Origin of the sequence: Pseudomonas sp. F(2018), from assembly GCF_005508865.1 — a bacterium.
GTDB lineage: Bacteria > Pseudomonadota > Gammaproteobacteria > Pseudomonadales > Pseudomonadaceae > Aquipseudomonas.
The window spans coordinates 1510558-1536177 of the sequence record NZ_SCOM01000001.1 but is presented as its reverse complement, the minus strand read 5'-3'; the positions used below and the strand labels follow the sequence as shown (position 1 = coordinate 1536177).

The window sequence follows — 25620 nt, the reverse complement described above, 5'->3', positions numbered from 1 at the left end:
CCGCGAAAGGAAATCCGCGATGTCCGTTTCTCAGCTTGCCGAGCTACTCAAACAGAACGAAGAACAGCTTCTGGACAAATGGATGGCCGCCCAGCGCGCCGCCGGCATCCGCATCGACCTGATCGACGAGCGCGCCGTCCAGGAAAGCTCCCGCGAGCTGCTCAAGGCCGTGACCATCGCCCTGGCCCAGGGCTCGGACGATATCGAGGCGCCGGCCTGGAAGCCGCTCATCGCGCAACTCGAACGACTCTCGGTGACCCAGGCGCGCCAGGGCTTCAGCCCTTCCGAGACGGCCACCTTCGTATTCTCCCTCAAGGAGCCGCTGTTCGACCTGATCCAAAGCCAGGGCAACAATGCCATCGACCTGGTCTGGCTGATCAACAAGCTGATCGACAAGCTCGGCCTGTTCAGCCTGGAGTACTACATGGCCAGCCGCGAGACGGTGATCCGCGAGCAGCAGGAAAGCCTACTGGAGCTCTCCACCCCGGTGGTCCAGCTGTGGGATGGCGTGCTGGCGGTGCCGCTGATCGGCGCGCTGGACAGCAACCGCACGCAGATCGTCATGGAATCGCTGCTGCAGAAGATCGTCGAGACCGAGTCGGACATCGCCATCATCGATATCACCGGGGTGCCGACCGTGGACACCATGGTCGCCCAGCACCTGCTCAAGACCATCACCGCGGCCAAGCTGATGGGCGCCCGCTGCATTATCAGCGGCATCCGCCCGCAGATCGCCGCGACCATCGTGCACCTGGGCGTCGAGCTGGGCGATGTGGTGACCAAGGCTTCCCTGTCCGACGCCTTCAAGCTGGCGCTCAAAGAGCTGGACGTTCGTCTGGTCAGCGGCAAGGCACGCTAAGGACGGGCGCCATGGTAGATCGCATTCCAATTCTCAAGATGGGCAACTACCTGCTGCTCAGCATCCAGGTCGACATGCACGACCAGCTGGCGCTGGACCTGCAGGAAGACCTCACCGCACAGATCGTGCGCCACAAGGCCAAGGGCGTGCTGATCGATATTTCCTCCCTGGAGATAGTCGACTCCTTCATCGGCCGCATGCTCTCGCACATAGCCAACGTCTCCCGGATTCTCGATGCCAAGGTGATAGTGGTCGGCATGCAGCCGGCCGTGGCCATCACGCTGGTGGAACTGGGCCTGTCCCTGGAGGGTATCGCCACCGCGCTGAACATCGAGAAGGGCATGCGCTGGCTGGAGAACAGCGTGAACGAGGACGACATCGCCGGGGAGCCCGAGAGTGAAGACGCAGACGCTCCCTCTGAAGCAGGAAACTGACATCGTCATCATCCGCCAGCAGGTACGCAAACTCGCCGAGCAAGCCCGCCTGGGCCTGGTCTCGCAGACCAAGATAGTCACCGCGGCCAGCGAAATTGCGCGTAACGCGCTGATCTACGGCAATGGCGGCGAATGCCAGCTGGAGCTCGCCAGCCGCGAGGGTCGTGCGGCCGTGCGCCTGGTCATCCGCGACCAGGGGCCGGGCATCGCCGACATCGAGCGCGCCCTGGTCGACGGCTATACCTCGGGCAGCGGGCTGGGCCTCGGTCTCAGCGGCTCACGCCGCCTGGTGGACGAATTCGCCATCGACAGCCAGCCCGGCGCCGGCACCACCGTGGAGCTATGGAAGTGGAGATGAGCGAACGCTCCACGCAATGCGTCTTCCCCATCAGCCATACCGCGCACGCCGACGCTGCACGCCGCAGCATCGTACGCCTGGCCGGCCGCCTGACAGCCGATGAGCCCCTGCTTGGCCGCATCGGCGTGGTGGTGCAGGAGATGGCGCTCAACCTGGTGATCCACGCCGGCGGTGGCGAACTGCTGTATTACCAGGACGACAGCCGCCTGGAACTGCTGGCGGTGGACCGTGGCCCCGGCATGGTCGATATAGCCCGCTGCCTGGCCGACAGCTATTCCAGCAAGGGCACCATGGGCGCCGGCCTGGGCGCGATCAGTCGGCTCTCCGACCGCTTCGATATCTATTCCCAGCCGGAGCGCGGCACCGTGGTGCTGGCCCAGTTTCACCTGCAGCCGCCGGCAGGACCGCTGATTTCGGCGGGCGTCTCCCTGCCCTACCCGGGCGAGGAGCTGTGCGGCGACGCCTGGGCGGTGAATGGCAACCGCCTGCTGGTGTGCGACGGGCTGGGCCACGGCTATGCGGCCAACGAGGCCAGCCGCAAGGCGCGCGAGCTGTTCCGCGAACACGACGCGAACCTCCCGCTGGAGACGCTACTCGAACGTATGCACCGGGTACTGATGGCGACCCGCGGTGGCGCCGTGGCCCTGGCGGAGGTCCTGCCGCAACAGGCTCAGGTGCGCTTCTGCGGGGTCGGCAACATCGCCGGCGTGCTGCACGACGGGCGCAACCGCAGCATGGTGTCCGGCAACGGCACGGTGGGCTACCGGATCGGCAGGATCCAGAGCTTCAGCTACCCCTGGTCGCCCACCACCCTGCTGCTGCTGGCCTCGGACGGCATCAGCACCCGCTTCGACCTGGCCAGCTATCCCGGGCTGGCCGGGCGCCATCCGGCCGTGATCGCGGCGGTGCTGCACCGCGACTTCCGCCGGCACAACGACGACGCAACCATGGTGGTAATGAAACATGCATAAGGTGCGGCGCATCGTATCCATAGACATCCGGGAGGAAGTCGATGTGGTCACCTGCCGTCAGAGCGCCAAGCGCATCGCCGCCTGGCTCGACCTGTCGCAACTGGAGCAGATCCGCTTCGCCACCTCGGTGTCGGAGCTGGCCCGCAACATCTACCAGTACGCCGGCCAGGGCGAGTTCCTGTTCGAGCTGGTGGAGAACAAGGCCGGCCTGCTCTGCGGCCTGCGCTTCATCGCCGACGACCACGGGCCCGGCATCGTCGCCATCGACAGCATTCTCGACGGCAGCTACGTCTCGCCCACCGGCATGGGCGTGGGGTTGCGCGGCGCCCAGCGGCTGATGGATGAATTCGAGATCCAGACTTCCGCTGACGGTACGCGCATCCTCGGCATGAAGGCGATCCATCCGCCGCGCCCCTCCCCCTCGCCGACGCAGCTGCGCGAAATCCGCGAGCAACTGCACTCCGATGGGGTCGCCGACCCCTATATCGAGCTGCAGGTACGCGGCAAGGAACTGCTGCTGACCGCTGCCGAACTGCAGAACAAGCAATTCGAGCTGGAGGCCACCAACCAAGAGCTGGAGAACACCAACAAGGGCGTGGTGGCGCTGTATTCCGAGCTGGAGAAGGCCACCGACGAGCTACGGACTGCCAGTCAGTCGAAGAGCCGCTTCTTCGCCAACATGACCCACGAGATCCGCACGCCGATCAACATCGTCGAGAACATCAGCAAGATGCTGCTCAAGGGCGTGGACGGGCCACTCAACCCCGAGCAGTACAAGCAGGTGGCCTTCATCCGCGACGCCGCCTACGAGCTGTCCGAGCTGGTCAACGAGCTGCTCGACCTGTCCGAGGCCGAGTCCGGACGCATCGAGATCACCCCCGTGCGCTTCACCCTCGCCGACTTCGTCGAGCAGCTGCGCCAGTTCACCGGCGCCCTGGCGCAACGGTATCCGGCGCTGGCCTGGGAAGTGCTCGGCGCCACCCATGACGTGGTGCTGGAAACCGACCGCCACCGCCTGTTCCAGATACTGCGCAACCTGATCGGCAATGCCTTCAAGTACACACCATCCGGCAAGGTCAGCGTGCGCACCTACCTGCCGGACGAACAGAACGTCGAGTTCCTGGTGGAAGACACCGGCATCGGCATCGACGCGGAGAATCACAGTCGCGTCTTCGAGGAATTCCTGCGGGTACGCAACCCCGCCGCGCCACAGATCCAGGGCACCGGCCTGGGCCTACCCGTGGCCCAGCGCCTGGCACGCCTGCTGCGCGGCGAGATCAGCCTGGACAGCGAGCTGGGACGCGGCAGCCGCTTCCTGCTGCAGGTGGCCCGCCTGTATGACCAGCAGGCGCCCGAGCCGGCGGCGCTCGACCTGAACGGTATCAACATCCTGCTGATCGACGACAGCGAGGCCGACCGCTACCTGCTGTCGCGCCTGCTGCAGCCCTACCATCCGGTGATCATCGAGGCAGTCAGCGCCACCTCGAGCATCGACAAGCTGCATGCGGTGCGCCCGGACATCATCTTCCTCGACCTGGACCTGCCGGACATCTCCGGCGAGGACCTGCTCGAGAGCATGGACTGGAGCATGCACTCGCGCGTGCTGATCAACACCTCCAAGCCGCTCGCAGGGGCGGCGCTGGAGCATCTGCAGCGTCACAGCCGGGCGGTTCTGCACAAGTCGCACCCGGACTACGCTGAGCAGGTCCTGCATCACGTGGGACGCCTGGTGGAGGAGCAACGCGATGCGCACTAGACGAGTCCTCATCGTCGACGACATGGAAGCCAACCGCTATGTGCTGCGCAAGATCCTGGCCAGCGAGGAGAACTTCCAGATCCTGGAGGCCGGCACGGGCGCCGAGGGCCTGCAACTGATGATCGAGGGCGTCGACCTGGTGATCCTCGACATCAACCTGCCGGACATGACCGGCTTCGAGCTGATCCAGCAGGCCGAGCAGAGCCTGGGGCCGTCGCGGCTGCCGGCGATCATCAATATCTCGGCCACCTTCGTCAGTGGCAAGGACAAGGCCACCGGGCTGAACACCGGCGCCCGCGCCTACCTGACCCATCCGATCAACCCGGATGAGGTGCTGGCGACCATCACCAGCCTGCTGAAGAGCAACACCCGAATGGAGCGTATCGAGCGCCAGCGCAACTGGGCCGAAGCGCGCAACGAGCAGCTGAGCAAGGAAAAGGTCATGCTCGAACGCTTCATGCGCTCCTTCAGCCATGACCTGCGTTCGCCGCTGTCGGCGGCGGTGATGGCCACCGGGCTGATGCAGCGCAACCCGGCGCGGCGCACCGAGGATCTGCTCGCCGTGCTGCAGGACAACCTGCGGCGCATCGACGAGATGGTGGGCAACCTGCTGGATATCTCCCACGTCAGCGTCGGCGGTGGGATCAAGCTGATGAGCGAGAGCATGGAACTGGGCATGCTGCTGCGCGACGCCGTAGCCAACCTCGCCCTGCAGCTGGACAACCCGCTGGAGCTGCAACTGGAAAGTCCCGACCTGCAGATAACCTGGGACCGCTCGGCGTTCCTGCGCATCTTCGACAACTTGGTCGGCAACGCCGCCAAGCATGGCCAGGCGCTCAAGCCAATCCGCATAGAGCAGAGCCATGAAGGCGACTTCGTCAGGCTGGTGGTGACCAACCAGGGCACCTTCCCCGAGGAAGTGCTGGACAATCTGGCTACCCCCTATTTCATCTCCAGCCGCAGCGACACCAAGGGCTGGGGACTCGGCCTGCCCATCGTCAAGGCACTGGCGGAGAGCTTCGGCGGCGAAGTGCAGTTCAGCAACCAGGGCGACCTGGCGCGGGTGGAGCTGCTGCTGCCGGTGGCCTTGGCGGGCTAATCCCGACCGCAACACGAAGAAAAGCCAGGCGATGCCTGGCTTTGCTTTTCCGGCAGCCGGCGGCTGCGCTCGGCCTGGTCACTTCTTCAGATAGGCACCCGAACCCAGGTCCGCTCCGGTGAGCGGGTCCAGGGTCGGATCCGATGCGGTGCGCACCGCCATCTGCTCGACCACCTCGGCCTGTTTCGTCGGCAGCTTCACACTGGCCAGGCCATCGCCGCCGTCCAGGGCGGGCTGGGGATCGTCCACGAACTCCCACTGGTCGCCCTGGTTCCACGGGCCGCGCACGTCCCCTTCGCCCTGGGACATGTTGAAGTAGACGTTGGTGAACTCGGGCATGCCAGGCAGCTTGCCTTGCGGGAAGTTCGGCTGGATGGTGTGCAACGCCTTCTCGAACGATTGCTGGTGGGCCAGCTCACGGGTCATGAGGAAGCCCAGCGCCTCCTTGATACCCGGGTCATCGGTGACGTTGATCAGCCGCTCGTAGACGATCTTGGCCCGTGCCTCGGCCGCGATATTGGAGCGGAAGTCCGCGGTGGGCTCGCCGATGGAATCCACATAGGCCGCGGTCCACGGCACGCCGGCGGAGTTGGTCAGAGCCGGGCCGCCACCGTAGAGCAACGAGGTGATGTGCGAGTCGTTGCCACCTTCGGTCAGGGAGCGATACAGCACCGCCTCCTTCTCCACCGCCTCGGCCAGATCGCCCTTGGCGCCCTTGTTCAGCATGCCGACGATCGAGCCGATGATCTCCAAGTGGCTCAGCTCCTCGGTGGCGATATCCAGCAGCAGATCCTTGCGGCCTGGATCGTCCTCATTCAGGCCCTGGGTGAAGTAGCGCATCGCTGCAGCCAGTTCCCCTTGCGGCCCACCAAACTGCTCGAGCAGCAGATTCGCCAGGCCCGGGTTGGGGCCGGCGACACGCACGGTGTATTGCAGTCGCTTGTTATGTACGAACATCGAAGACTCCTCCGGTTGGGTTGCTCCCTCATGTCATCCACCGGCCTTCCCGGGCTCTTCAGATGCAGAGTCACCACATCCGCAGGCAGTTCAGGGAGATTGCGGAGAATCGAACAAGCCAAGCGCGAGCCTCTGGCGCGGGCGTTTCGCTTGTTTACCCGGCGTAAATTAGGTTGAACCGCCGAGGGCAGGACGGCTTCCGAGATACATGGCCACTGACCCCGGAGAAACAGCGCTATGGCTGACAAACGAGACAACCTGATCGACTGGCTGCGTGACGCCCACGCCATGGAACAGCAAGCGGAGCAGATGCTCAGTGCGCAGAAGTCGCGGCTGGAGAACTACCCCAAACTGCGTACCCGCATCGAGAAGCACCTGGAGGAAACCCAGGGCCAGAAGGCGCTGCTGGAGCAGACCCTGGCGCGCCTGGGCAAGGAACCATCCACGCTGAAGGACATCGGCGGCAAGCTGATGGCCTTCGGTCAGGCGGTGGGTGGCATGGCCGTGAGCGACGAGGTGATAAAGGGCGCCATGGCCGGCTATGTGTTCGAGAATGTCGAGATCGCCGCGTACACGGTGCTGATTGCCGCAGCCAAGGCGGCGGGTGATGTGGAAACCCAGAAGGCCTGCGAGCAGATCCTGCCGCAGGAGATCGCAATGGCCGAGTGGCTCAAGGAGCACCTGCCGGAGCTGACCCAGGCCTTCCTCGATCGCTCCGAGACACCCGGCCTCGAGGCCAAGCGATGAAGGCTGTGCTGCGCGGCTGTTGCGGGGCTGGCGCTCAGGAGCAACAGCCCCTGCTGAAGACCCTGAGCTTTGCCGTACTGCACTTTTCCATCGCGTTCACCGTCGCCTACCTGCTTACGGGCAGCCTGCTGACCGGTGGCCTGATCGCCCTGATCGAACCCGCCTGCAATACCGTGGCGTTCTACTTCCACGAGCGCCTCTGGAACAAGCGCGGCTCTCCGGTGCAACGCGAAGAAGGCCACGGTCACGGTAACCTCATGGGCGCGCTCAACTCCCAGGGCCGAGGGGGCCAGCAGGAAAGCCAATGATCGCCCTGCCCTGAACGACGACAGCGTGAGCGAGAAACGCATAACGGCGCAGCAGCTGGGCCTGGCCGAGGGATTGGCCAGGGCCAGCGACGCCGCGTTGTTCAAATGGCTGGTGGCGAGTTTTCTGTTCGGCAAGCCGATCCAGCAGTCCGTCGCCGAGCAGGCCTACCGCATCATCGTCGAACGGCACCAGCGCGATACGCCGCAGCGGCTGGGCGGCTCCAGCAAGGCGGAACTGGTGCGCATGCTCGGTGAGGCGCGCTACGTTCGCTACGACCGCTCCACCGCCGAGCGCCTGCTGAAGCTGTGCCGCAAGCTCGATGAGCAGTACGACGGCAAGCTCAGCGTGATGCGCCAGCAGAGCAGCGACCGCGAAGACTTCGAACGGCGCCTGGCCGAGTTCGAAGGCATCGGCCCCAAGACCGTGGAAATATTCATGCTCGAGGCGGCCGGCGGGCTGTACTGACGACGCGGCGCCCGGCGCTGGAACACTGCGGTCATGGCCCCCTGCCACACTCCATTTGGCGATACTCCGGCCCCCTATATTCGGCTAGGAAGAGCAATGGACTGGCTTGTCACCTATCAAACCGCCGCGGGTCTGCAGAAGAAGGTCGTGGTGCGGGCGATTGCCCTGCCCAACCACAAGGCAGTGGCGCAGAAAATTGTCATGGATGCCTACGGCGACGAGCCGCCTCAGCCGTTGGGCAATCTGTCGGCCATCGACTGGCTGGATCGATGCGGTCTCGAGATCGTGGATATCGATCTGCTGAATTCGGAAGCGGCCGTCTGATCCCCGGGATCAGCCTCACCTCGCAGCCGGCTCGAATCGTCTCGACGTTCTCGGCCGCTCGCCGCCACGATCACCTGCCTGAACGACTGCCGCCCGAGAAAGATATGGCGCGGCCGACAGCCCGTCGGCCCGGAGGAATTGTTCGGCGAGCACTGCAGTCAGCTCTTTGACCCTCATTGCATCGCCTGAACAGGAGTCCTCCCATGAGCACGCGCTCCCTCAACAACGCGCTGGTGGTGATCACCGGCGCCTCCAGCGGCATCGGCCGGGCGGCCGCTCACGCCTTTGCCCGTCAGGGCGCACGCCTGGTGCTGGCGTCCCGCGACGCCAGCGCATTGGCCACCGTCGTCGAGGAGTGCGAGGCACTGGGCGCGCATGCCCTGGCCGTGCCCACGGACGTCACGCAAAGCGCCGCGGTGGAGAATCTGGCCACCCGTGCCGCGGCGTTTGGCGATGGCTATCTCGATGTGTGGGTGAACAACGCCGGCGTCGGCGCGGTAGGCGACTTCGTGCAGACCCCGCTGCAGGCCCATGAACAGATCGTCCAGACCGACCTGCTCGGCTACCTGCGCGGCGCCCATGTGGCGCTGCCGTACTTCAAGGCGCAGAAGTCGGGCGTGCTGATCAACACCCTGTCGGTGGGCAGCTGGGTGGCGCAGCCCTATGCGGTGGCTTATTCGGCGAGCAAGTACGGCCTGCGTGGCTTCTCCGAGGCGCTGCGCGGCGAGCTGACCCAGTGGCCGGATATCCACGTCTGCGATGTGTACCCCGCGGTGATGGATACGCCCGGTTTCCGCGATGGCGGGAACTTCACCGGCAGCGCCCTCAAGCCGCCACCGCCGCGCTACGATCCGCGCCTGGTCGCCGAGGCGATGGTCGACCTGGCTCGGCATCCCCGGCCCGGCAAGACGGTGGGCGGCACCGCCACCCTGCTGCGCCTCGGTCACTTTCTGCTGCCCGGTTTCGCGCAGCTCTCCGGCCTGCTGGTCGGCCAGGCCTTCAAGCACGGCGAACCCATCGCGCAATCCTCGGGCAACCTGTTCCAGCCGCCCTCCGGCGAGCGACGCATCGATGGCGGCTGGCGCACGCCCGCCACCAGCAGCACCGCGCCGCTGCTGCTCGGCACGGCGGCCGCCTTGCTGATTGGCTGGGGGCTGCTGCAGCGCCTGCGTCACGGCGCGCAGCACTGAGGCGTCACGCGGCGTCTCGCTACGCAACCGTCGGTCACGCCAGGCGAACCTTGCCGAAGGCATGGCGGCCCAAACTGGGTCGCCGACCACAAAGAGAATGCCTATATGAAAGCGCTGCGAATCGTCCTAGCCGCCACCGCCCTGCTGGTCGGTAACGTCGCCCTGGCCCAGGCTCCCGCCGGTAGCCCCGATGGCAACGAGGGCTCGGCGCCGAGCCCGAGGGGCAATCCGGCGCCGCAACAGGAACTGGATACGCACCAGGACAACGGCCAGGTCCGTACCGAAGACGGACGCAAGGTGAATACCCGCGATGGCAACGCGCAGAACGATGGCGAGCGCGACGACTCCGCCGAGCACTCCTCCCCCGGCGGGCCGACCGACCCGGCCTCCGACCCCGGCTCGCTCGACTAGCTACTGAGCCGGATCAACCAAACCGGGCCAGCAACGGCCCGGCAAGCGGCCTCGGTCCCGATCCATGAGCGCCTGCCAGCCATGCACCCTCGTCAGATCTGATCGGGCGCCTAGCGCATTCTCACTGGAAACGCGCCGATGTACTTCAGGCGCAGGTTGTCGGTCCGAGGATGACACTCGGGTGACTGTTTGATGATTACACAAGCGAATGCCTCGACCTCACCCGGTGGGGTGGTGCCGATGCGGGGATTTGGCAGGACCGGCTAAGAGGAGATGCAGCCGGCGAAGCGGTGCAGAGCTACGAATAAGACTCCATGGCGGCAAGGGTGAAGCCCGAACCATCGACGACACGACGCTCAGGGGCGCCCTCGTTTGACCGCCGCTCGATCTTGCGCACACCCTCGACAGACATACCGGCGGCGAGCAACGTCAGGTCTTCGGAGATCCGTTTGCCGACAGAAGCCGGCTCCAGGCCCGCGAGCTGGTCGAGCCGCACTGCGTCGATGGCAAAGCGCTCGCCGGTGGCCTCGTTGGCCAGGGAAAGCACGCTTCTGCCCTGTCCTTCGTCGCCTGCGCCTATTACCCGATAGCCAGGGATACTTCCGGAAAGCTCATGTACCAGCATGGGTGATCCTCAATGAGAGGAGGCCCAGAACGGGCCTCCCTTCGCAGCGGCTACGCTTACTGACGACCACCGCCGTGGCTGTTCTGACCACCTTTGCGGCCGGCTTCGGCGGCCTTCTCGCGGTCGTTGGCAAAGTTGCCACCGCTGTTCTGGCCACCCTTCTTACCGGCTTCCGAGGCTTTCTCCCGATCATTGGCGAAATTGCCCGGATTTCCCTGACCACCTTGGCTGCCTTGGCTGCCTTGGTCCTGATTGGCTTGGCTGCCTTTGCTGCCTTGGCCTTGATTGCCTTGATTGCCTTGATTGCCTTGATTGCCTTGATTGCCTTGATTGTTGCTCATGTCGGTATCTCCAAATTGCAGGGCAAGGATTGCCCAGGCGCTTCAATGGAGGGGGCCGCGCCGCTTGATGTTCCGTCTATTTCCACGCTCCGCTTGGCGATGGCAGACGAGTGGTAGAAGGCCAAACGCCAGTTTCCGTGGCCGTTCGAATCACCGATCGGCGCAGGTCGGCGGCGTATAGCCCGATCGGACGATGGAAGGCTGCACTGACCGTACGGATGCGTTTAGCCCGCTACTTCCGCGAGATGCACGGGAAAAATGCGCGGGCCAGGATCCGCAGCGAAAAATAGCGGGAGATATTCATGGACGGTATCGCCAGCGAGGCGTACAACTCTAAGAGAACACACAAGCACTTCACGTCCCACACTCCCCGCCTAGTCTCTAGCTAACTCAGCTTGCACTCCCGCTGAAGAACCTGACTAAGGATCGTGGTTACCCACGAGAGCGCCATATCCGACAGCGCTCTCTCACTTAGTTGGAAGGCATATCAAAGCCATGAGTGCGCTACATCGTGAGCGGTACGAGGTTCCCCTCGCACAGCTGCGGGATTCGATTTTTCTGGATGTCATGTGTCACGGCGGCAAGATCCTGCTGGTCAATGTGCTCTTTCGAGAGACCACCCAGGCGGTTTACTACCCGGCGCCCGACGTTCAGATGCCGTGCAGCGACGCGGAAAAGGCCTGCCGACTCGCCCTGGGCCACTTCAGATCGCGGTCGTACAACCTCTACCCCCAGGAGCGTCGCAGCATCCTGCGACGCTGCGTTCTCATACTCGATGAGAACGGTCCGCTGTATGACGGCGTGCTGTTCCAGCATCAGGAAGAGAACGGGAAAGCCACGCGGCATCGCAGCTCCTCCATATCCTGAAGGTGACGGCGAGCCCGCCCAGCGGGCCGACAGAATCTGATCTGCTGCCCTGCTAGGCTAGCTACGCGAGCAATACGGACCCTCGTGGAGAATCGGGATGATCAGCAAGAACACCATCTGCCTCTGGTACGACGGCACCGCGCTGGATGCAGCGACCTTCTACGCCGAGACATTTCCGAACAGCTCGGTGGACGCCATCCACCGCGCGCCTAGCGACTACCCTGCGGGCAAACAGGGCGATGTACTGACGGTCAATTTCACGCTGATGGGCATTCCCTGCCTCGGGCTTAACGGCGGGGACACTTTCCCGCATACCGAAGCCTTCTCGTTTCAGGTTGCCACCGATGACCAGGCCGAAACCGATCGCCTGTGGAACGCCATCGTTGGCAACGGTGGGCAGGAAAGCGCATGCGGCTGGTGCAAGGACAAATGGGGTCTGTCATGGCAGATCACCCCGCGCGCGTTGACGGACGCGATCACCAACCCGGACCCGGCAGCGGCCGGGCGTGCCTTTGCAGCGATGATGGGCATGCACAAGATCGACATCGCCGTCATCGAAGCTGCACTGAAGGGTTGACCGGCAACTGGCGTGCGCTTCTGGCCGCCGACTGATGATCATTCGACGGTCATAAGCGCAACTCCCCGGCGCCTCGTGGAGGCTAATCCGCCAATGCCGCCAACACCTCGCGCACCCGCTCCAGCGTCCCCGGCGTGCAAGGCATCAGCGGCTCGCGCAGCTCATGGGCGATTCTGTCCTGCACAGCCAGGGCACCCTTGATCACCGCCGGATTCGGCTCGACGAAGGCCAGCTGCATCCATGGCAGCAGGCGATAGAAGGTGCGTCGCGCAGCCACCAGCTCACCCTGCTCGATCTGCCGCTGCATCAGCACATAGAGGTCGGCGCGAATGTGCGCGGACGCGGATATGGCCCCTGCTCCGCCCAGGCACAGCGTGCCGAAGATCTGCAGGTCCTCGCCTGCCAGCACCTGAACGTTGCCATCGGCGATCAGCGCCATGGTGGTTTCCGGATCGCCGCCGCAGTCCTTGATCGCCGCGATGCGCGGGTGGCGAACGATGCGCCGCAAGGTCTCGCGCTCGATGCGCACGCCGGTGCGATAAGGAATGTCATACAGCACCAGCGGCACGCTGGCGGCGTCGGCGACCGTCTGGAAGAAGGCCTCCAGCCCTTGCTGCGACGGGCGTACGTAGTAAGGCGCCGGCACCAGCAGCCCGGCAGGCGCGCGCAGCTGGATCTGCTGCTGCAGGGCCAGCAGCTCGCGCAGGTTGTTGCCGGCCAGGCCCATGATCACCTGTTGCGGCGGCACCCACTGCAGCACCGCATCCAGCACCGCGAGTTGTTCTTCCTGGCTCAGCGCCGCCGCCTCACCGGTGGAGCCGCAGATCACCAGGCCCGAGACACCCTCCTCCAGCAGCCTGCCGACCAGGCCGTGCAGTGCGGCGAAATCGATCTCACCGGCACGAAAGGGAGTGACCAGGGCCACCCAGATCCCACGAAAATCAGACATGCGAAAACTCCTTGTGGCTGACCGTAAAAGTCGCCGTCAGGAGGGAGCGGGAATCAAGCGTGCGAGAGGTTCGACCTGGCGCCTTGTGTCCTGTCAGCCCATCTGACGGGACAGCGCGCCCCGGTCAAATGAGCGACTGTTTCTTGGATTTATTGGCAACGACGACGCACGCGCCAGCCTGGGCGAAGAAGCCCGGCGCTGGCAGCGAGTGGTCGAAGATTGGAAACATGGAATGTCCGTTGCGCAAATCCTGAGCCGGATAGTGCGCAGCGGCAGGCGTGGCTGTCAATCAGCAGCACGAGGCCCTGCAGGAGCCGCCGCTGGCTCGTCGGTGTGCGCCAATTCCCCGGATACAGAGGCCAAGCGCAACCTAAGGTCGCTCAAAGGATTGCCGTGCCCGCTCCACTTCCGCCCTGATCACGCATTCGCTGGCATGGTCGTTGAACAGTCCCATGGCCTGCATGAACGCATAGACAGTCGTAGGCCCCACGAACTTCCAGCCTCGGCGCTTCAGCTCCTTGGATAGCGCCACCGACTCGGCAGAAGACGAGGCGCTCTGGGGCACAGTCGAGCCCGCATTCCCGGGTTCGTAGCGCCAGAAGAACGCGGCTAGCGACCCCTCCGTCTCAACCAAGTCGCAGGCGCGGCGTGCATTGTTGATGACGGCCTCGATCTTGCCGCGATGGCGGACGATGCCGGAGTCCTGCAGTAGCCGCTCTACATCAGTGTCATCGAACCTGGCGATGCGCCGAAAATCGAAGCCATGGAAGGCCTCTCGAAAGCTGCCGCGCTTGGCCAGGATCGTGCGCCAGCTGAGGCCTGACTGAAATGCCTCGAGGCTGATCTTCTCGAACAGGCGCCTGTCGTCAGCAACAGGAAAGCCCCATTCCGTGTCGTGATACTGGAGAAACTCCGGTGCTGCCGCGCACCAGCGGCAGCGAGGCAGGCCGTCGGGGCCAACAATCGTCTCGTTCATGGCCTCAGCTATCCAGATTGGCCAGCAGGAACTCCAGGCGGGGATCCACCCTCGACGGGGTCACCGCCACGATCTCCGCCTGCACAACGTCTTCCACTACGAATGGATCGCTGCCGATCCGCGCCTCGAGCTGGGCCAGCGTGATGCCGCTCGCCAGAATCATCCCGCCGGCCTGTGACTGCAGGCTGCCGGCCAGGAGAAAAACATCCTCGTCGAATCCGCGCTGCAGCCAATCCTTGTGAGCCTGCATCAGCTGACTCGCCTGATCACGCCTGGCTGAAAATCTTAGGAACACGATGAACATGTACGGCCCTCCCTGAAGTGATTACTCGATCCTGGTCTTTGCCTCGCCGGCGATACCGTCAAGCCATGCGCACATGCGCTCGGCCTCCCGCTCGACAAAGCGCTCGTCTTGCAATACATGGGCGAGCACGGCAACGCCCTGACTGAACGCCAGCACGTGCATCGCCAGAGCATCGGCGTCCACCTCATGCCCCAGTTGAGAGAACTGCTGGCACAACCAGGTGCGAAACAGAGCGAACAGCTGGTTGGATTGCGGCTGTGCGGGATGGCCGATCTTGGCCAGCTCGCTGCAGAGCGTGCCGACCGGGCAGCCGTGGCGGATGATCTGTGGCCGATTCGCGATGACGATGAGGATGAAGCTCTTGATCCGCTCGGAGGGCGAGCTGCTCTGGCCCTCCCACGCCCGCAGCATCTCCGAGGTGCTCGTCATGCGCCGCTCGATGACGGCATCGAGGATCTCGTCCTTGCTCTTGAAGTGGTAATAGAAATTGCCTCGGGAGATGCCCACGGCATCGGCGATGTCGGCGAAGGAGGCATAGTCATAGCCCCGCTCATAGAACAGCCTGTCCGCCTCGGAAACGATGCGCTCGCGGGTAGTCAGATCAGCCATTGAAGGTGTGCCTGTCGCCTTGGTCGGTGGATTAGGACACTTGGCCTAATCCGATGCGCCCGATCCTAGGACGGCCATCCTAATCGGTCAAGACAGGCGAACGGCTGTCGGGCAGCTGCCAGCCGGAAGCGGCCGCAGACAGTGGACCGCTTGGACGATCCAGCCCGGCGCGATCAATCGCGATTGCGGTACAGCGCCGGAACCCACTCGTACTGGCCGGCCTCTCGACGGATATGGCCGATACCGGGAAATGGCAGGTGGGCCACGGCCGACAGGCGCCTCTCGCCGGCTGCTCGCTCGAACTGCAGCAGACGCTGGGCACGCGCCGCGTCCTGATCGACATCGAAGGCGATGGTGACCTCGGGCCGGGGGAACTGGATCAGGCCGACATGCATGATGTCACCCCAGAAATCGATGCTCTGCCCCTCGCTCTCCACTCGGTAGAAGCTGTGCCCTGGCGTATGTCCGGGAGTGGGTATGGCGGTGATGCCGGGCAGCACTTCCGCTCTCGAGGAGAAGGTCCTCACCTTGCCCGCCTTCTGGTACGGGCCGACCGTCTTGAGCGCTTCCTCCAGATGCTTGGGCTTCAGCCCCTTGTCCAGGTTGCCCCGGTCGAGAAAGAAATCGACATCTGCCTGGCCGACATGGACGGTCGCGTTGGGAAACAGCATGCGCCCGCCGCGAGCGAGGCCACCGGAGTGGTCGGTGTGGATGTGCGTGATCAGCACGTCGCTGATCTGCTCCGGGCGAAAGCCCGCCGCTGCCAAACTCTCGGGAAGCTTGCCGCCAACCGCACCGAACAATTCGCCGGCACCGGTATCGACCAGCACCAAGCGTGAACCGGTGTCGATGACGTAGGCGTTGATCGATGTCTCCAGGGGATTGGCAGCAAATCCCCTGCGCAGCAAAACGTCGATCTGCTTGGCGCTGATGCCCTTGAGCAGAGGGTGCAGGTCAAGCAGCAAGGTTCCGTCACTCAGGGCGGTGACTCTGAACCGGCCGACATCGAAGCGGTAGACGCCCGCAACCTGTTGCTCAGCGTCTGCAGCGCCAGCCGCAGCGAGCGAAGGGGCCACAAGAGTCAGTGGGCCAGTAGTCAGCAGCACCATCAGGTAGAGACACAGCGGTTTGATCTTCATGGCAAGGACCTACGCTCGAGCGATCATCAGTGATCGATGAATAACATTAGCTGGTGCGGCTCCACGAACTTCCCTTGCCTTCTTCGTGGTTCCCAATAGCAATGTCAGGGAGTAATGTAGAGTCTGAACTTATTTCGTGAGATCTCTACATTGAATAATTGGCTGTGTCTGGTCATGGCGCTGCCGACGGCCAATGCCGCCGAGCGAATGCGCGCTTGGCGCATGCTGAAAAGCGCTGGCGCTGCGGTGCTGCGCGATGGGGTCTATCTCTTGCCAGAGGGCTCGGCTAGTCGCGAGGTCCTGGAGTCCGTCGAGCGTGACGTACTGGATAGCGGTGGCTCGGCGACGCTGCTGCCGGTAGATGACCCCAACGGCGAACGCTTCATAGCGCTCTTCGATCGCGGCGACGATTACGCCAGGTTGCGCTCGGAGGTTGAGCCCCAACTGGCCCAGCTGGCTCCCGAGAATGCGCTGGCGACCGCTCGCCAGGCGCGCAAGTTGCGCAAGTCGTTTGCCCAGATCCAGGCCATCGACTTCTTTCCGGGCGCAGCTCAGCAACAGGCAGACGCGCTGCTGCGTGACCTGGAGGTGGCCATCAACCGGGCGCTGTGCAAGGACGAGCCCAGCAGCCACGAGCACGCCCTCGAGCAGCTCGACCCGCGGGACTACCGCGGGAGGATCTGGGCGACTCGCCAGCGTCCCTGGGTAGACCGCCTGGCCAGCGCCTGGCTGATCCGCCGCTTCATCGATCCGCAGGCCAGCATGCTCTGGCTGCCCTCTCCCGATGCCTGCCCTGCGGATGCGCTCGGATTCGATTTCGATGGTGCCCGGTTCAGCCACGTCGGCAACAAGGTCACCTTCGAAACCCTGCAGGCCAGCTTTGCGCTGGAGGCGCCGGGGCTTCAGCGCATAGGGGCACTAGTGCATTACCTGGATGTGGGGGGCGCGCAACCCACGGAAGCGACGGGTGTGGAGCGCGTACTGGCTGGCCTGCGAGACAGCATCCGGGACGACGATCAGCTATTGGCTGCGGCCTGCGCCATCTTCGATGGGCTGCTGGCCGCATTCGGCAAGGAAGGACAACGTGATGAGTGAGACGGCCATGCAAGCGACAGAGCAAGACCAGGGCAAGGTAGAAAAAGTCGGCCTACTCGAGGCATTCCTGTTCTGGCTGAAACTGGGGTTCATCAGCTTCGGTGGCCCCGCCGGGCAGATCTCGATCATGCACCAGGAGCTGGTGGAGAGACGGCGCTGGATCTCGGAGCGGCGCTTTCTGCATGCATTGAACTACTGCATGCTCCTGCCAGGCCCCGAGGCCCAGCAGCTGGCCACCTACATCGGCTGGCTCATGCATCGCACCTGGGGTGGAGTGATCGCCGGCGCACTGTTTGTGCTGCCCTCGCTGTTCATCCTGATTGCCCTGTCTTGGGTCTACATCGCCTTCGGCGAAGTGCCCGTGGTGGCGGGATTGTTCTACGGCATCAAACCCGCCGTCACCGCCATCGTGGTGCAGGCTGCTCACCGTATCGGTTCACGCGCCCTGAAGAACAACTGGTTGTGGGCGATCGCGGCAGCCTCCTTCGTGGCGATCTTCGCGCTCAACCTCCCGTTCCCGCTGATCGTCCTGGGGGCAGCCATGATCGGCTACCTGGGCGGACGCTATGCTCCCGACAAGTTCAGCATCGGTGGCGGGCATGGTGCGTCCAAGCAGTCCTACGGCCCGGCATTGATCGACGATGACACGCCACCGCCGGCCCATGCTCGCTTCCGCTGGCCACGCCTGGCCCTGCTGGTCGCAGTGGGAGCCGTGCTGTGGGCCTTGCCGATGGGGCTGCTGACTGCCCTGTATGGTTGGGAGGGCACCCTGACCCAGATGGGCTGGTTCTTCACCAAGGCCGCCCTCCTCACCTTCGGCGGCGCCTATGCGGTACTGCCGTATGTGTATCAGGGCGCGGTAGGCCACTACGGTTGGCTGACCCCAACCCAGATGATCGATGGCCTGGCACTGGGCGAGACCACCCCGGGGCCGCTGATCATGGTGGTGGCCTTCGTGGGCTTCGTTGGCGCCTATGTGCATCAGGTCTTCGGGCCGGAACAGGCCTTCCTTGCCGGTGCCGTGGCGGCCAGTCTGGTCACCTGGTTTACCTTCCTGCCCTCGTTCCTGTTCATCCTCGCCGGCGGCCCGCTGGTGGAGTCGACCCACAATGAACTGAAGTTCACGGCACCGCTGACCGGCATCACTGCCGCGGTGGTTGGCGTCATCCTCAATCTGGCGTTGTTCTTCGGCTATCACGTGCTGTGGCCCGAGGGTTTCGCGGGCCGCTTCGATTGGCCTTCAGCGCTGATCACCGTCGGCGCCGCAGTGGCGCTGTTCCGCTTCAAGCGTGGAGTCATCCAGGTGTTGCTGGGCTGCGCTCTCGTGGGCTTGGCTATCCACCTGCTGCGTTAGGGAGGGGTTATGGGGCGCATATCGATTCACGAGCTCGCCGAATGGCAGGCTGCAGGTCGCAGCTTCGAGCTGCTCGATGTGCGCCGAGCCATCGTGCGCAACGCCGACGGAGCACAGATCGCCAACGCGAAATGGCATGACCCCGAACAGCTTTTCTCCTGGAAGGATCAGGTGCCACGGGACCGGCCAGTGATTCTTTACTGCGCTCGCGGGCATGAAATCAGCCAGGGATGTGCCGCTACCCTCTGGGCAATGGGACTGGATGCGCGATATCTCGTAGACGGCTTTGCAGGGTGGCGCGAGGCCGGGCAACCGGTGTGCGATTTGCTCTAGCCGCGTCGTTCTGCCCGCGTTGCGAAAGACGAGCCGCGGCCTAGATCGATGCGGTGGTAAACGGACACAGGGCTGCCACCCACTTTCCCGTATTGGCCGATAGCTGCCCGTCGTCACCGGCTGCAATCGGCCAGAAGCGGACGCCTGGAGCGTCCGCCGACTGTGGGTCATCCGTGCTTGACCAAGTTGATTGCCGGTAATGGCCCTCCGGGGAACTGTGCCAGGCGACCCTCGGACAGACCGCCTAGATCTATGCCGGCGAAGCCCAAGCGCTCAATCAGCTTGGCCACTTCGGCCTTGGCCGCGGCATCCTCACCTGAGTAGAACAGCACCCTTCTGCCACCCTCGGCCGTTGGATCGCCACTTAGCAGCGCTGCCTGCAGATGGTTGAACGCCTTCACCAAGCGCGCCCCTGGAAGCATCCGTGCAACCACCTCGCTCGAGCTCTCGCCGCCCAGATCGAAGGGACGGAAAGTCGGCGCCTCGATGGGGTTGTTGGTGTCGACCACGATGCGTCCATTCCAGGGAGACAGGTTTTCTAGCGCGGCGGGAATTTTCGACCAGTTCACCGCGAGAAAGACTATGTCCGCCTGGGCGGCTTGCTCTCGGCTTACCGGTATGACCTTTGGCCCCAGTTCGTCAGCCAGACTCTGCAAGCTCTCCGGCCCACGGCTGTTGGCGATTTCGACCTCGATACCCGCCTTGCTCAGGGCGCGTGCGATGGCGCTGCCTATGGCGCCGGCGCCGATGATTCCAATCTTCATGTCATCTCTCCTCAGGCAGTGAAACCGCCGTCTACCAGCAGCTCGGCGCCGCTGACGAAGTCCGCCTCGGGGCTGGCCAGCCAGGCTACGGCAGCGGCGACGTCGCGGCCCTCGCCGTAGCGGCCGACGGCAATATTGGGGCGGACGAAATCGGCCACAGGGCCATCCGCCGGGTTCATGTCACTGTCGGTCGGGCCGGGGTGCACGGTATTGACCGTGATGCCACGAGGACCGAGATCACGCACCAGCCCGCGACTGAAACCGGCCAGCGCACCCTTGGTTAAGGTGTAGGCGGAGGCGGTGGCAAAGGCGGCGTACTGCACCATGGAGCTGCCGATATGAATGATGCGCCCGCCGCGCCCCATGTGCTTGAGCGCCTCCTGGGTGGCGACGAATACGCCGGTGACATTCACCGCGAGAATGCGCTGGAAGTCCTCGAAGGCGATTTCCTCCGGGGCGCCGAGTACGCTGATGCCGGCGTTGTTGACCAGAATGTCCAGTCGACCGAACGTGCTGGCAACCTGCTGTACCGCGTTGCGTACCGCTTGCGGGTCACCCGCATCGGCGGCAATGGCCATTGCCCTGCCACCGGCGGCAACTATCTCGCCGACCAGTGTCTCGGCCTTAGCCGGCGAGGCGTTGTAGGTGATGGCGACACTGGCTCCGTCGGCGGCCAGGCGTTTGGCGATAGCGGCGCCGATGCTGCGCGATCCGCCGGTAACCAGGGCGACCTGGCCACTCAGGGGAAGATTGACGTTGTTCATGATGCAGACCTCGTGTGGATGGTTGGTGTGCTCATGAAACGCCTTTCGCTTTCCACGCAGTAGCAGGTAATGACTAGAATCACTTTCAATCAATGATTGAAGGTGTGGTTATGGAGACCCTGGCTAATTTGGAGTCCTTCGTGCGCAGCGCCGAGTGCGGTAGCTTCTCAGCTGCCGCACGTCGCCTGGGTCTGACGCCGGCGGCCATCAGCCGCAACGTGGCTCAGCTGGAAAGCAACCTCGGCGTGCGCCTGTTTCAGCGCAGCACCCGACGCCTGACCCTGACTGAAGCCGGCGAGCGCTTTCTCGGCAATGTGGGCGGCGGGCTTGAAAGCATCCAGGCGGCGATTGCCGATCTCACCAGTAGCGCCGGTGCCCCGGCCGGGGTGCTGCGCCTGTCGGCGGCTCCGGCCTTTGGGCGCGACTATCTGCTCCCCCTGATGCCCGAGTTCCTGGCCCGCTACCCGGCAGTCACGCCGGAATGGCATTTCGACAACCGCCAGGTAGAGCTGATCACCGATGGCTTTGATGCGGCTATTGGTGGCGGCATCGAGTTGACGCCGGGCGTGGTGGCGCGCGAACTGGCACCAGCGCATCTGGTAATGGTCGCTTCGCCAGCCTACTTAGCCGGAAGGCCAGCACCACGTCAGCCAGGCCAGCTCGCCGAAATCGACCACTTGGCCATGAGATCGGCTCAGAGCGGCAAGGTACGCAGCTGGATGCTGCAGAACTCCAAGGACGAGCGAGCACCGCTGGAGCTGCGCCCGAGGATGTTAGTGAACGACCCGCAAGCACTGTGTCAGAGCGCCTTGCTCGGGCTGGGCGTGGCCCTGCTTGCCGTACCGGATGTGCTGGAGCATCTGCAAAGCGGTGCGCTGCAACGTGTCTTGCCGGACTGGTATGTCGATGCCGGCCCCATCTCGCTCTACTTTGCCAGCCAGAAGCTGTTACCGGCCAAGACACGGGCATTCATCGATCACCTGATCGAGCGGTCCCGTGATCAGAAGTGGGGAAGACGGTTCGATGCGAGGCTTTTGGCGAGTAGCTAATGTCTGCTTTGGCCGCGTCGAGCCAGTCCCTTCAGCCAGGAACCGGCCATGGGGGACGCCCAGGCTGGACGGTACGAGCAGTACCCTTGGCACTGCTCGTCCATCTTCACTGGCTCAACCGGCCGTAACGGTCATGCCACCATCGGCCATCACCACCGATCCGACGATGAAGCTGGCCCGATCCGAGGCGAGGAATGCCACCACCTCGGCGATTTCCTCCGGTTGAGCCGCACGGCCGATGGGGGCGGCCTCGCCGTGCTGCGCCAGGAACCCAGGGCCGTCCTCGACCACGCCGTTGAGGATGTTGGTGATGACGTCGCCGACGCCGATGGCGTTGACCCGGATGCCATGCTCGATAGCCTCGAGCGCCAGGGTGCGAGTCAACTGAGCCAGCGCGCCCTTGGAGGCCGTGTACGCGGCAATGGTCGGGAAGGCGAAGTAAGAGGCGTAGGAGGCGATATTGATGATGGCGCCGGACTTGTTCGGCATCATCGCCTTGACCGCCTCGCGGGAATGCAGGAAGGCCGCGGTGGCGTTCACCGCCTGGATACGCTCCCAGTCTTCGCGCGTCATATCGATCACCAGCTTGTTGATGATGATGCCGGCGTTGTTGACCAGGATGTCCAGTCGGCCGAACTTCTCCACAGCCAGTCCGACGGCGCGCTCGGCGGCACCGTCTACCGTGATGTCCGCCACCAGCGGGACCAGTCCTGGGCGAGCCAGCTCCTCGACGGCGGGATTCAGGTCCTCGGCGATGACCTTGGCTCCCCTCGCGTGCAGCATCAGTGCGATGGCCTTGCCGATGCCGCTGGCTGCACCGGTAACCAGTGCCACTTTGCCCGCAACCTCTTGGATAACGTTGTTGTAGATAACAGTCATGGTGATCTCCTTCGTCACGAGCCGGCGAGGAATTCGCGGCCCAGCACCCTGAGGCACTGTCGTTTTCGACGGCTTCACTGTCTCGCAATGCCATGAGTCGGGCTTTGGCGTAATTGCCGGCGATGTCGGAGTTTTGCGCTGAACTGATCCTGTCGGAGAAGCGGAAGGTCTCATCTAGCCAACGGGCCGCATCTGCTCTTGCGCGCCCAGAACGACAAGCCGGCTGTCATCCGCACATACGTCTATCCAGTCAGAACTGCGATCGCTTCGGGCGCCCCATCGCTGGGCTGGTGGACTGACCACGGCAGCCTGCTCGAAAACTGCGCGCTGCGTTACCCTAACCATGCCGCCCCTCCGGGGCATCGCCGATGGAGAACCTGTGAGCCCTCTCGAGTCTGACGAGCGCGCTGCCAGCGGTCATCAACGCATCGCCGCCGAATCAATGCCGCAGCACCTGCCGGGCGAGCCTCGCCCGTTGCCGGCGCACCCCCAGGTGCAGGACGCCGTGATGCAGCTGTACAGCCATCACACCGTTACCGACCCGGTACTCGTCCCTGCGGTTGTGGAGCCATTGCTGGTGCTGGTTCTGGCTGGATCGGCCAGGGTCGAGGAGCGCTCACTCGGCGGGCCATGGGAGGCGGCAGAGGTGCAGGTCGGCGACTTCTTCCTGACCAGCACCTGCGAACCCTACGAGATGCGCTGGCAGACTCACGGCGCCGACTGCTTCGAGGTGATGCATCTCTATCTGGGCTTGCCGCTGATCGATCTGGCTGCACGCGAGGTGCTGGGCGATCAGGAAAGGTCGGTAGCGTTTCGCGATATCTCCGGTGCCCGCGATGAACGGGTGACCGCCATGCTGCAGCAGATACGTAAAGAACTGGTCGACGAGCAGCAACCCAGTCCTCTAGTGGTGAATTGCCTAGCCCAGGCGCTAGCGGTGCATCTGGTTCGCAATTACCTGGATCCGCTTAGCCAAACCCGGAGAGCCAATGCGCTGCAGGCGTACAAACTTCGCCGTGTGGTCGACGCGATGAGCGAGCGCCTTGCCGAGGATTTCAGCCTGGCCTACCTGGCTCGGGTCGCCGACCTCAGCGAATACCACTTCAGCCGGATGTTCAAACGCGCCACCGGCCTTTCACCCTCGCAGTACTTCATCCGCTTGCGCATGAACCGCGCCCGGAGTCTGCTGCTCGAAACCGACCGCAGCGTCATCGACATTGGCCTGGAGGTCGGATATTCGAGCCCGAGCCATTTCTCGCAGGTGTTTCGCCGGGAGGTGGGCGTCACCCCCAGCGCCTACCGGCAAACCTGAGCCATACCAGATCTCAGAGATTCTGGGGCAGGAAGCGCTCACTCAGATCCAGGGTTCGACCGGCCACGCGGAATTGTCCCTGCCCCTGATAATGCAATGTGGCCGGCTCGGTGACGGTCGAGGCTACATGTCCCTTGACCACTTCCCAGATGAACAGACCGTACTCATCGATCTGGCTGTCATCGGCCAAGCGACACTCGAAGCTCGCGTAGCATTCCTCGATGAGGGGCGCCCTGACCCGCGTTGCAGGCGCCGCCGTCAGACCACAGGTTGCGAACTTGTCCGAGGATCGGCCTGAACTGTTGCCCACGGCGACGACGGCCTCGACCAGATCGGCGGTCGGTACGTTGATCACACATTCCCTGCTTCGGCGGATCAGCTCATAGCTATGGTTGCCTTCCCAGATGTAGCAACCGAATAACGCTGGCCTGAATTGCATCATCATGTGCCAGCCCATGGTCATGATGTTGCGTTCGCCTCGCCAGGAAGAGCTGACCAGGACTATCGGCCCCGTCTCGAGATGACGTCGGGTCTCGACCAGCGGAAAGTCGGTTTTCTGATAGCGGCGCATGGCTCGTCTCCTCTGCGTGAACGATGGAGAGCCAGACTCCCGCAGCTTCGTCGCCTTTTCTGTCGCGAGCCTGCCCACCCTGTCGAGAAATTGCGGCCCAAAAGAAGCCGGGCATCTGCGAACCTGGGACAGCGTCGACGACGTCCGACACATGTCTGCTACGTCGACCGAACTCGAATGGCGACTGGGTGGCTGGCGCCAGCAAGCGGAGCAGTCATCCGCTCAACGGATCATGAGGTTGGCCGCCAGGAAATCCATGAACACTCTGACCCTGGTGGGCAACCGCCCCCCTTGCCCCACGTAGACCGCGTGGACCTCGGTTTTCACCGCGGGCATAAAATCCTCCAGCACCGGCAAAAGCCTGCCTGCGGCGAGATCCTGCTCGACCTGACAGAGGCCGACGCGCGCGAGGCCGAGCCCCAGCAGCGCCAGGTCGCGAACGCCGTTGCCATCACTGACTCGAGCGTTGCCCGCCACCGGCACAGAGATCGCCTCGCCATTCTTTTCCCTGAAGCCCCACTCCATGGAAGGCTGGCTGAAGGTGAACCCCAAGCAGTTATGGGTCGCGAGCTCAGACGGCATCTGCGGAGTACCGTGTGCCTCGAGGTAGGCAGGCGCTGCCACGATCAGGGTTCGAGTCTCCCCCAAACGTCTGGCGACCAGGTTCGAGTTCTTCAGCGGGCCACTGCGGATTGCGACGTCCGCGCGGGAGCTGATCAGGTCAACGACCTCATCGCTCAGGTACACCTCTACCGAAACCCCAGGGTGGTGCTCGAGAAACTCGTTCAGCAGCGGCAGCAGATACAGCCGACCGATGTCCACGTTGCAGTTGACCCGCACGATCCCCTGAGGCGCCGAGCTGGCTGCCGCCTCCTGCTCCGCCTCATCGAGAGCGGCCAGGATGGTCAGACAGCGCTCATAGAAGGCGGCCCCTTCGGGGGTCAGCAGTTGCCGACGTGTCGAGCGATTGAGCAGGCGGGCGCCGAGCCTGCTCTCCAAACGAGAAATCAGCTTGCTCACCGCGGAGGGGCTCATCGCGCAGCTCTTGGCCGCGGCCGTGTAACCGCCGTCCTCGACGACCCTGACGAAGACACTCATCTCGGCGAAGCAGTTTATGTCTAGCCGTCTCATATGAATTCAAGTCACAAGTTGTATGCCTGAGGACCGGCTATATCGGCCGGATCATCGCTCTTACGCTGTTTCCCAGAGCCCGAGCTGAGCCTCGAAATTCA

Annotated in this window: 32 protein-coding genes; 19 read left to right on the top strand and 13 right to left on the bottom strand. The window is 63.9% G+C overall.

The annotated features are described in order from the left end of the window. The first annotated feature begins 19 nt into the window (after positions 1-19). The 6 genes from FFS62_RS07645 to FFS62_RS07620 are packed head-to-tail and all read left to right on the top strand — an operon-like array spanning position 20 to position 5477. Positions 20-859: an STAS domain-containing protein gene (locus tag FFS62_RS07645; RefSeq protein ID WP_137972166.1), complete on the top strand. Its 840-nt coding sequence runs from the start codon at positions 20-22 to the stop codon at positions 857-859. An 11-nt stretch (positions 860-870) separates the two neighbouring features. Further along, positions 871-1293: an STAS domain-containing protein gene (locus FFS62_RS07640; RefSeq protein WP_137972165.1), complete on the top strand. Its 423-nt coding sequence runs from the start codon at positions 871-873 to the stop codon at positions 1291-1293. Continuing rightward, positions 1256-1651: an ATP-binding protein gene (locus tag FFS62_RS07635; RefSeq protein WP_256662145.1), complete on the top strand. Its 396-nt coding sequence runs from the start codon at positions 1256-1258 to the stop codon at positions 1649-1651. Before FFS62_RS07640 ends, FFS62_RS07635 begins: the two co-directional genes overlap by 38 nt. Further along, positions 1648-2622, top strand: a complete 975-nt coding sequence (locus FFS62_RS07630; protein WP_137972164.1) for a SpoIIE family protein phosphatase — start codon at positions 1648-1650, stop codon at positions 2620-2622. The genes FFS62_RS07635 and FFS62_RS07630 overlap by 4 nt, the downstream gene beginning before the upstream one ends. Next, positions 2615-4378, top strand: coding sequence for an ATP-binding protein (locus FFS62_RS07625; protein ID WP_137972163.1), 1764 nt, complete (start codon positions 2615-2617; stop codon positions 4376-4378). Before FFS62_RS07630 ends, FFS62_RS07625 begins: the two co-directional genes overlap by 8 nt. Further along, positions 4368-5477 carry a response regulator gene (locus FFS62_RS07620; RefSeq protein ID WP_137972162.1) on the top strand — a complete coding sequence of 370 codons (1110 nt, stop codon included), beginning with the start codon at positions 4368-4370 and terminating at the stop codon, positions 5475-5477. The genes FFS62_RS07625 and FFS62_RS07620 overlap by 11 nt, the downstream gene beginning before the upstream one ends. A 78-nt stretch (positions 5478-5555) precedes the next feature. On the opposite strand, the gene FFS62_RS07615 is transcribed toward FFS62_RS07620, so the two are convergent. Next, positions 5556-6434 carry a manganese catalase family protein gene (locus FFS62_RS07615; protein ID WP_137972161.1) on the bottom strand — a complete coding sequence of 293 codons (879 nt, stop codon included), beginning with the start codon at positions 6432-6434 and terminating at the stop codon, positions 5556-5558. Between the two features lie 237 nt (positions 6435-6671). On the opposite strand from FFS62_RS07615, the gene FFS62_RS07610 reads away from it, so the two are divergent. The 6 genes from FFS62_RS07610 to FFS62_RS07585 all read left to right on the top strand — a co-directional run bounded on the left by FFS62_RS07610 (position 6672) and on the right by FFS62_RS07585 (position 9880). Continuing rightward, positions 6672-7181: a ferritin-like domain-containing protein gene (locus FFS62_RS07610; RefSeq protein ID WP_137972160.1), complete on the top strand. Its 510-nt coding sequence runs from the start codon at positions 6672-6674 to the stop codon at positions 7179-7181. After that, complete coding sequence (locus FFS62_RS07605) at positions 7178-7489, top strand: DUF2061 domain-containing protein (protein ID WP_137972159.1); 312 nt, start codon at positions 7178-7180, stop codon at positions 7487-7489. Before FFS62_RS07610 ends, FFS62_RS07605 begins: the two co-directional genes overlap by 4 nt. 25 nt (positions 7490-7514) lie before the next feature. Beyond that, on the top strand, positions 7515-7955 hold the full coding sequence (locus tag FFS62_RS07600; RefSeq protein WP_371920099.1) for a DNA methylase: 441 nt from the start codon (positions 7515-7517) through the stop codon (positions 7953-7955). Between the two features lie 96 nt (positions 7956-8051). Then, a complete protein-coding gene (locus tag FFS62_RS07595) occupies positions 8052-8279 on the top strand; it encodes a hypothetical protein (RefSeq protein ID WP_137972158.1) in 228 nt (75 codons plus the stop codon). Between the two features lie 203 nt (positions 8280-8482). Next, complete coding sequence (locus FFS62_RS07590) at positions 8483-9469, top strand: SDR family oxidoreductase (protein ID WP_137972157.1); 987 nt, start codon at positions 8483-8485, stop codon at positions 9467-9469. A gap of 105 nt (positions 9470-9574) precedes the next feature. Beyond that, positions 9575-9880 carry a hypothetical protein gene (locus FFS62_RS07585; protein WP_137972156.1) on the top strand — a complete coding sequence of 102 codons (306 nt, stop codon included), beginning with the start codon at positions 9575-9577 and terminating at the stop codon, positions 9878-9880. Positions 9881-10178: 298 nt separating this feature from the next. Here the strand turns inward: FFS62_RS07585 and FFS62_RS07580 are convergent, their stop codons facing one another. Continuing rightward, entirely contained in the window at positions 10179-10505 is a 327-nt protein-coding gene (locus FFS62_RS07580) for a hypothetical protein (protein WP_137972155.1), read from the bottom strand. Between the two features lie 56 nt (positions 10506-10561). Then, entirely contained in the window at positions 10562-10846 is a 285-nt protein-coding gene (locus tag FFS62_RS23625; protein ID WP_137972154.1) for a general stress protein, read from the bottom strand. 495 nt (positions 10847-11341) lie between these two features. On the opposite strand from FFS62_RS23625, the gene FFS62_RS07570 reads away from it, so the two are divergent. Together FFS62_RS07570 and FFS62_RS07565 are read left to right on the top strand one after the other, a co-directional pair. After that, on the top strand, positions 11342-11713 hold the full coding sequence (locus tag FFS62_RS07570; protein ID WP_137972153.1) for a hypothetical protein: 372 nt from the start codon (positions 11342-11344) through the stop codon (positions 11711-11713). Between the two features lie 97 nt (positions 11714-11810). After that, the gene (locus tag FFS62_RS07565; RefSeq protein ID WP_137972152.1) at positions 11811-12290 is read left to right on the top strand and encodes a VOC family protein; all 480 of its coding nucleotides are present in this window, start codon (positions 11811-11813) and stop codon (positions 12288-12290) included. 82 nt (positions 12291-12372) lie between these two features. On the opposite strand, the gene dapA is transcribed toward FFS62_RS07565, so the two are convergent. From dapA to FFS62_RS07535, 5 genes are all read right to left on the bottom strand, one after another. Next, a complete protein-coding gene (gene dapA / locus FFS62_RS07560) occupies positions 12373-13239 on the bottom strand; it encodes a 4-hydroxy-tetrahydrodipicolinate synthase (RefSeq protein ID WP_137972151.1) in 867 nt (288 codons plus the stop codon). Positions 13240-13609: 370 nt separating this feature from the next. Further along, positions 13610-14215: a DNA-3-methyladenine glycosylase I gene (locus FFS62_RS07550; protein WP_137972149.1), complete on the bottom strand. Its 606-nt coding sequence runs from the start codon at positions 14213-14215 to the stop codon at positions 13610-13612. Positions 14216-14219: 4 nt separating this feature from the next. Next, positions 14220-14519, bottom strand: coding sequence for a YciI family protein (locus tag FFS62_RS07545; RefSeq protein WP_137972148.1), 300 nt, complete (start codon positions 14517-14519; stop codon positions 14220-14222). 21 nt (positions 14520-14540) lie between these two features. Further along, entirely contained in the window at positions 14541-15128 is a 588-nt protein-coding gene (locus FFS62_RS07540; RefSeq protein WP_137972147.1) for a TetR/AcrR family transcriptional regulator, read from the bottom strand. 173 nt (positions 15129-15301) lie between these two features. Beyond that, positions 15302-16267 carry an MBL fold metallo-hydrolase gene (locus FFS62_RS07535; RefSeq protein ID WP_137972146.1) on the bottom strand — a complete coding sequence of 322 codons (966 nt, stop codon included), beginning with the start codon at positions 16265-16267 and terminating at the stop codon, positions 15302-15304. 150 nt (positions 16268-16417) lie between these two features. On the opposite strand from FFS62_RS07535, the gene FFS62_RS07530 reads away from it, so the two are divergent. The 3 genes from FFS62_RS07530 to FFS62_RS07520 are packed head-to-tail and all read left to right on the top strand — an operon-like array spanning position 16418 to position 19049. After that, positions 16418-17362 (top strand): chromate resistance protein ChrB domain-containing protein, encoded by a 945-nt coding sequence (locus tag FFS62_RS07530; RefSeq protein WP_256662142.1) that lies wholly within the window; start codon positions 16418-16420, stop codon positions 17360-17362. Beyond that, positions 17355-18716 carry a chromate efflux transporter gene (chrA, locus tag FFS62_RS07525; RefSeq protein ID WP_137972145.1) on the top strand — a complete coding sequence of 454 codons (1362 nt, stop codon included), beginning with the start codon at positions 17355-17357 and terminating at the stop codon, positions 18714-18716. Before FFS62_RS07530 ends, chrA begins: the two co-directional genes overlap by 8 nt. Positions 18717-18725: 9 nt before the next feature. Next, positions 18726-19049, top strand: coding sequence for a rhodanese-like domain-containing protein (locus FFS62_RS07520; RefSeq protein ID WP_137972144.1), 324 nt, complete (start codon positions 18726-18728; stop codon positions 19047-19049). Positions 19050-19216: 167 nt separating this feature from the next. Here the strand turns inward: FFS62_RS07520 and FFS62_RS07515 are convergent, their stop codons facing one another. Then, positions 19217-19813: an NADPH-dependent F420 reductase gene (locus tag FFS62_RS07515; RefSeq protein ID WP_137972143.1), complete on the bottom strand. Its 597-nt coding sequence runs from the start codon at positions 19811-19813 to the stop codon at positions 19217-19219. 11 nt (positions 19814-19824) lie between these two features. Then, on the bottom strand, positions 19825-20577 hold the full coding sequence (locus tag FFS62_RS07510) for a 3-oxoacyl-ACP reductase family protein (RefSeq protein WP_137972142.1): 753 nt from the start codon (positions 20575-20577) through the stop codon (positions 19825-19827). A gap of 110 nt (positions 20578-20687) precedes the next feature. On the opposite strand from FFS62_RS07510, the gene FFS62_RS07505 reads away from it, so the two are divergent. Next, a complete protein-coding gene (locus FFS62_RS07505; RefSeq protein ID WP_137972141.1) occupies positions 20688-21626 on the top strand; it encodes a LysR family transcriptional regulator in 939 nt (312 codons plus the stop codon). 114 nt (positions 21627-21740) lie between these two features. Here the strand turns inward: FFS62_RS07505 and FFS62_RS07500 are convergent, their stop codons facing one another. Beyond that, positions 21741-22505 carry an SDR family NAD(P)-dependent oxidoreductase gene (locus FFS62_RS07500; protein ID WP_137972140.1) on the bottom strand — a complete coding sequence of 255 codons (765 nt, stop codon included), beginning with the start codon at positions 22503-22505 and terminating at the stop codon, positions 21741-21743. 442 nt (positions 22506-22947) lie between these two features. Here FFS62_RS07500 and FFS62_RS07495 point away from each other — a divergent pair, with 442 nt between their 5' ends. Next, positions 22948-23817: a helix-turn-helix domain-containing protein gene (locus FFS62_RS07495; RefSeq protein ID WP_137972259.1), complete on the top strand. Its 870-nt coding sequence runs from the start codon at positions 22948-22950 to the stop codon at positions 23815-23817. A 13-nt stretch (positions 23818-23830) separates the two neighbouring features. On the opposite strand, the gene FFS62_RS07490 is transcribed toward FFS62_RS07495, so the two are convergent. Together FFS62_RS07490 and FFS62_RS07485 are read right to left on the bottom strand one after the other, a co-directional pair. Beyond that, positions 23831-24388: a flavin reductase family protein gene (locus tag FFS62_RS07490; RefSeq protein WP_137972139.1), complete on the bottom strand. Its 558-nt coding sequence runs from the start codon at positions 24386-24388 to the stop codon at positions 23831-23833. A 222-nt stretch (positions 24389-24610) separates the two neighbouring features. Next, positions 24611-25519: a LysR family transcriptional regulator gene (locus FFS62_RS07485; protein WP_137972138.1), complete on the bottom strand. Its 909-nt coding sequence runs from the start codon at positions 25517-25519 to the stop codon at positions 24611-24613. Between the last annotated feature and the right edge of the window lie 101 nt (positions 25520-25620).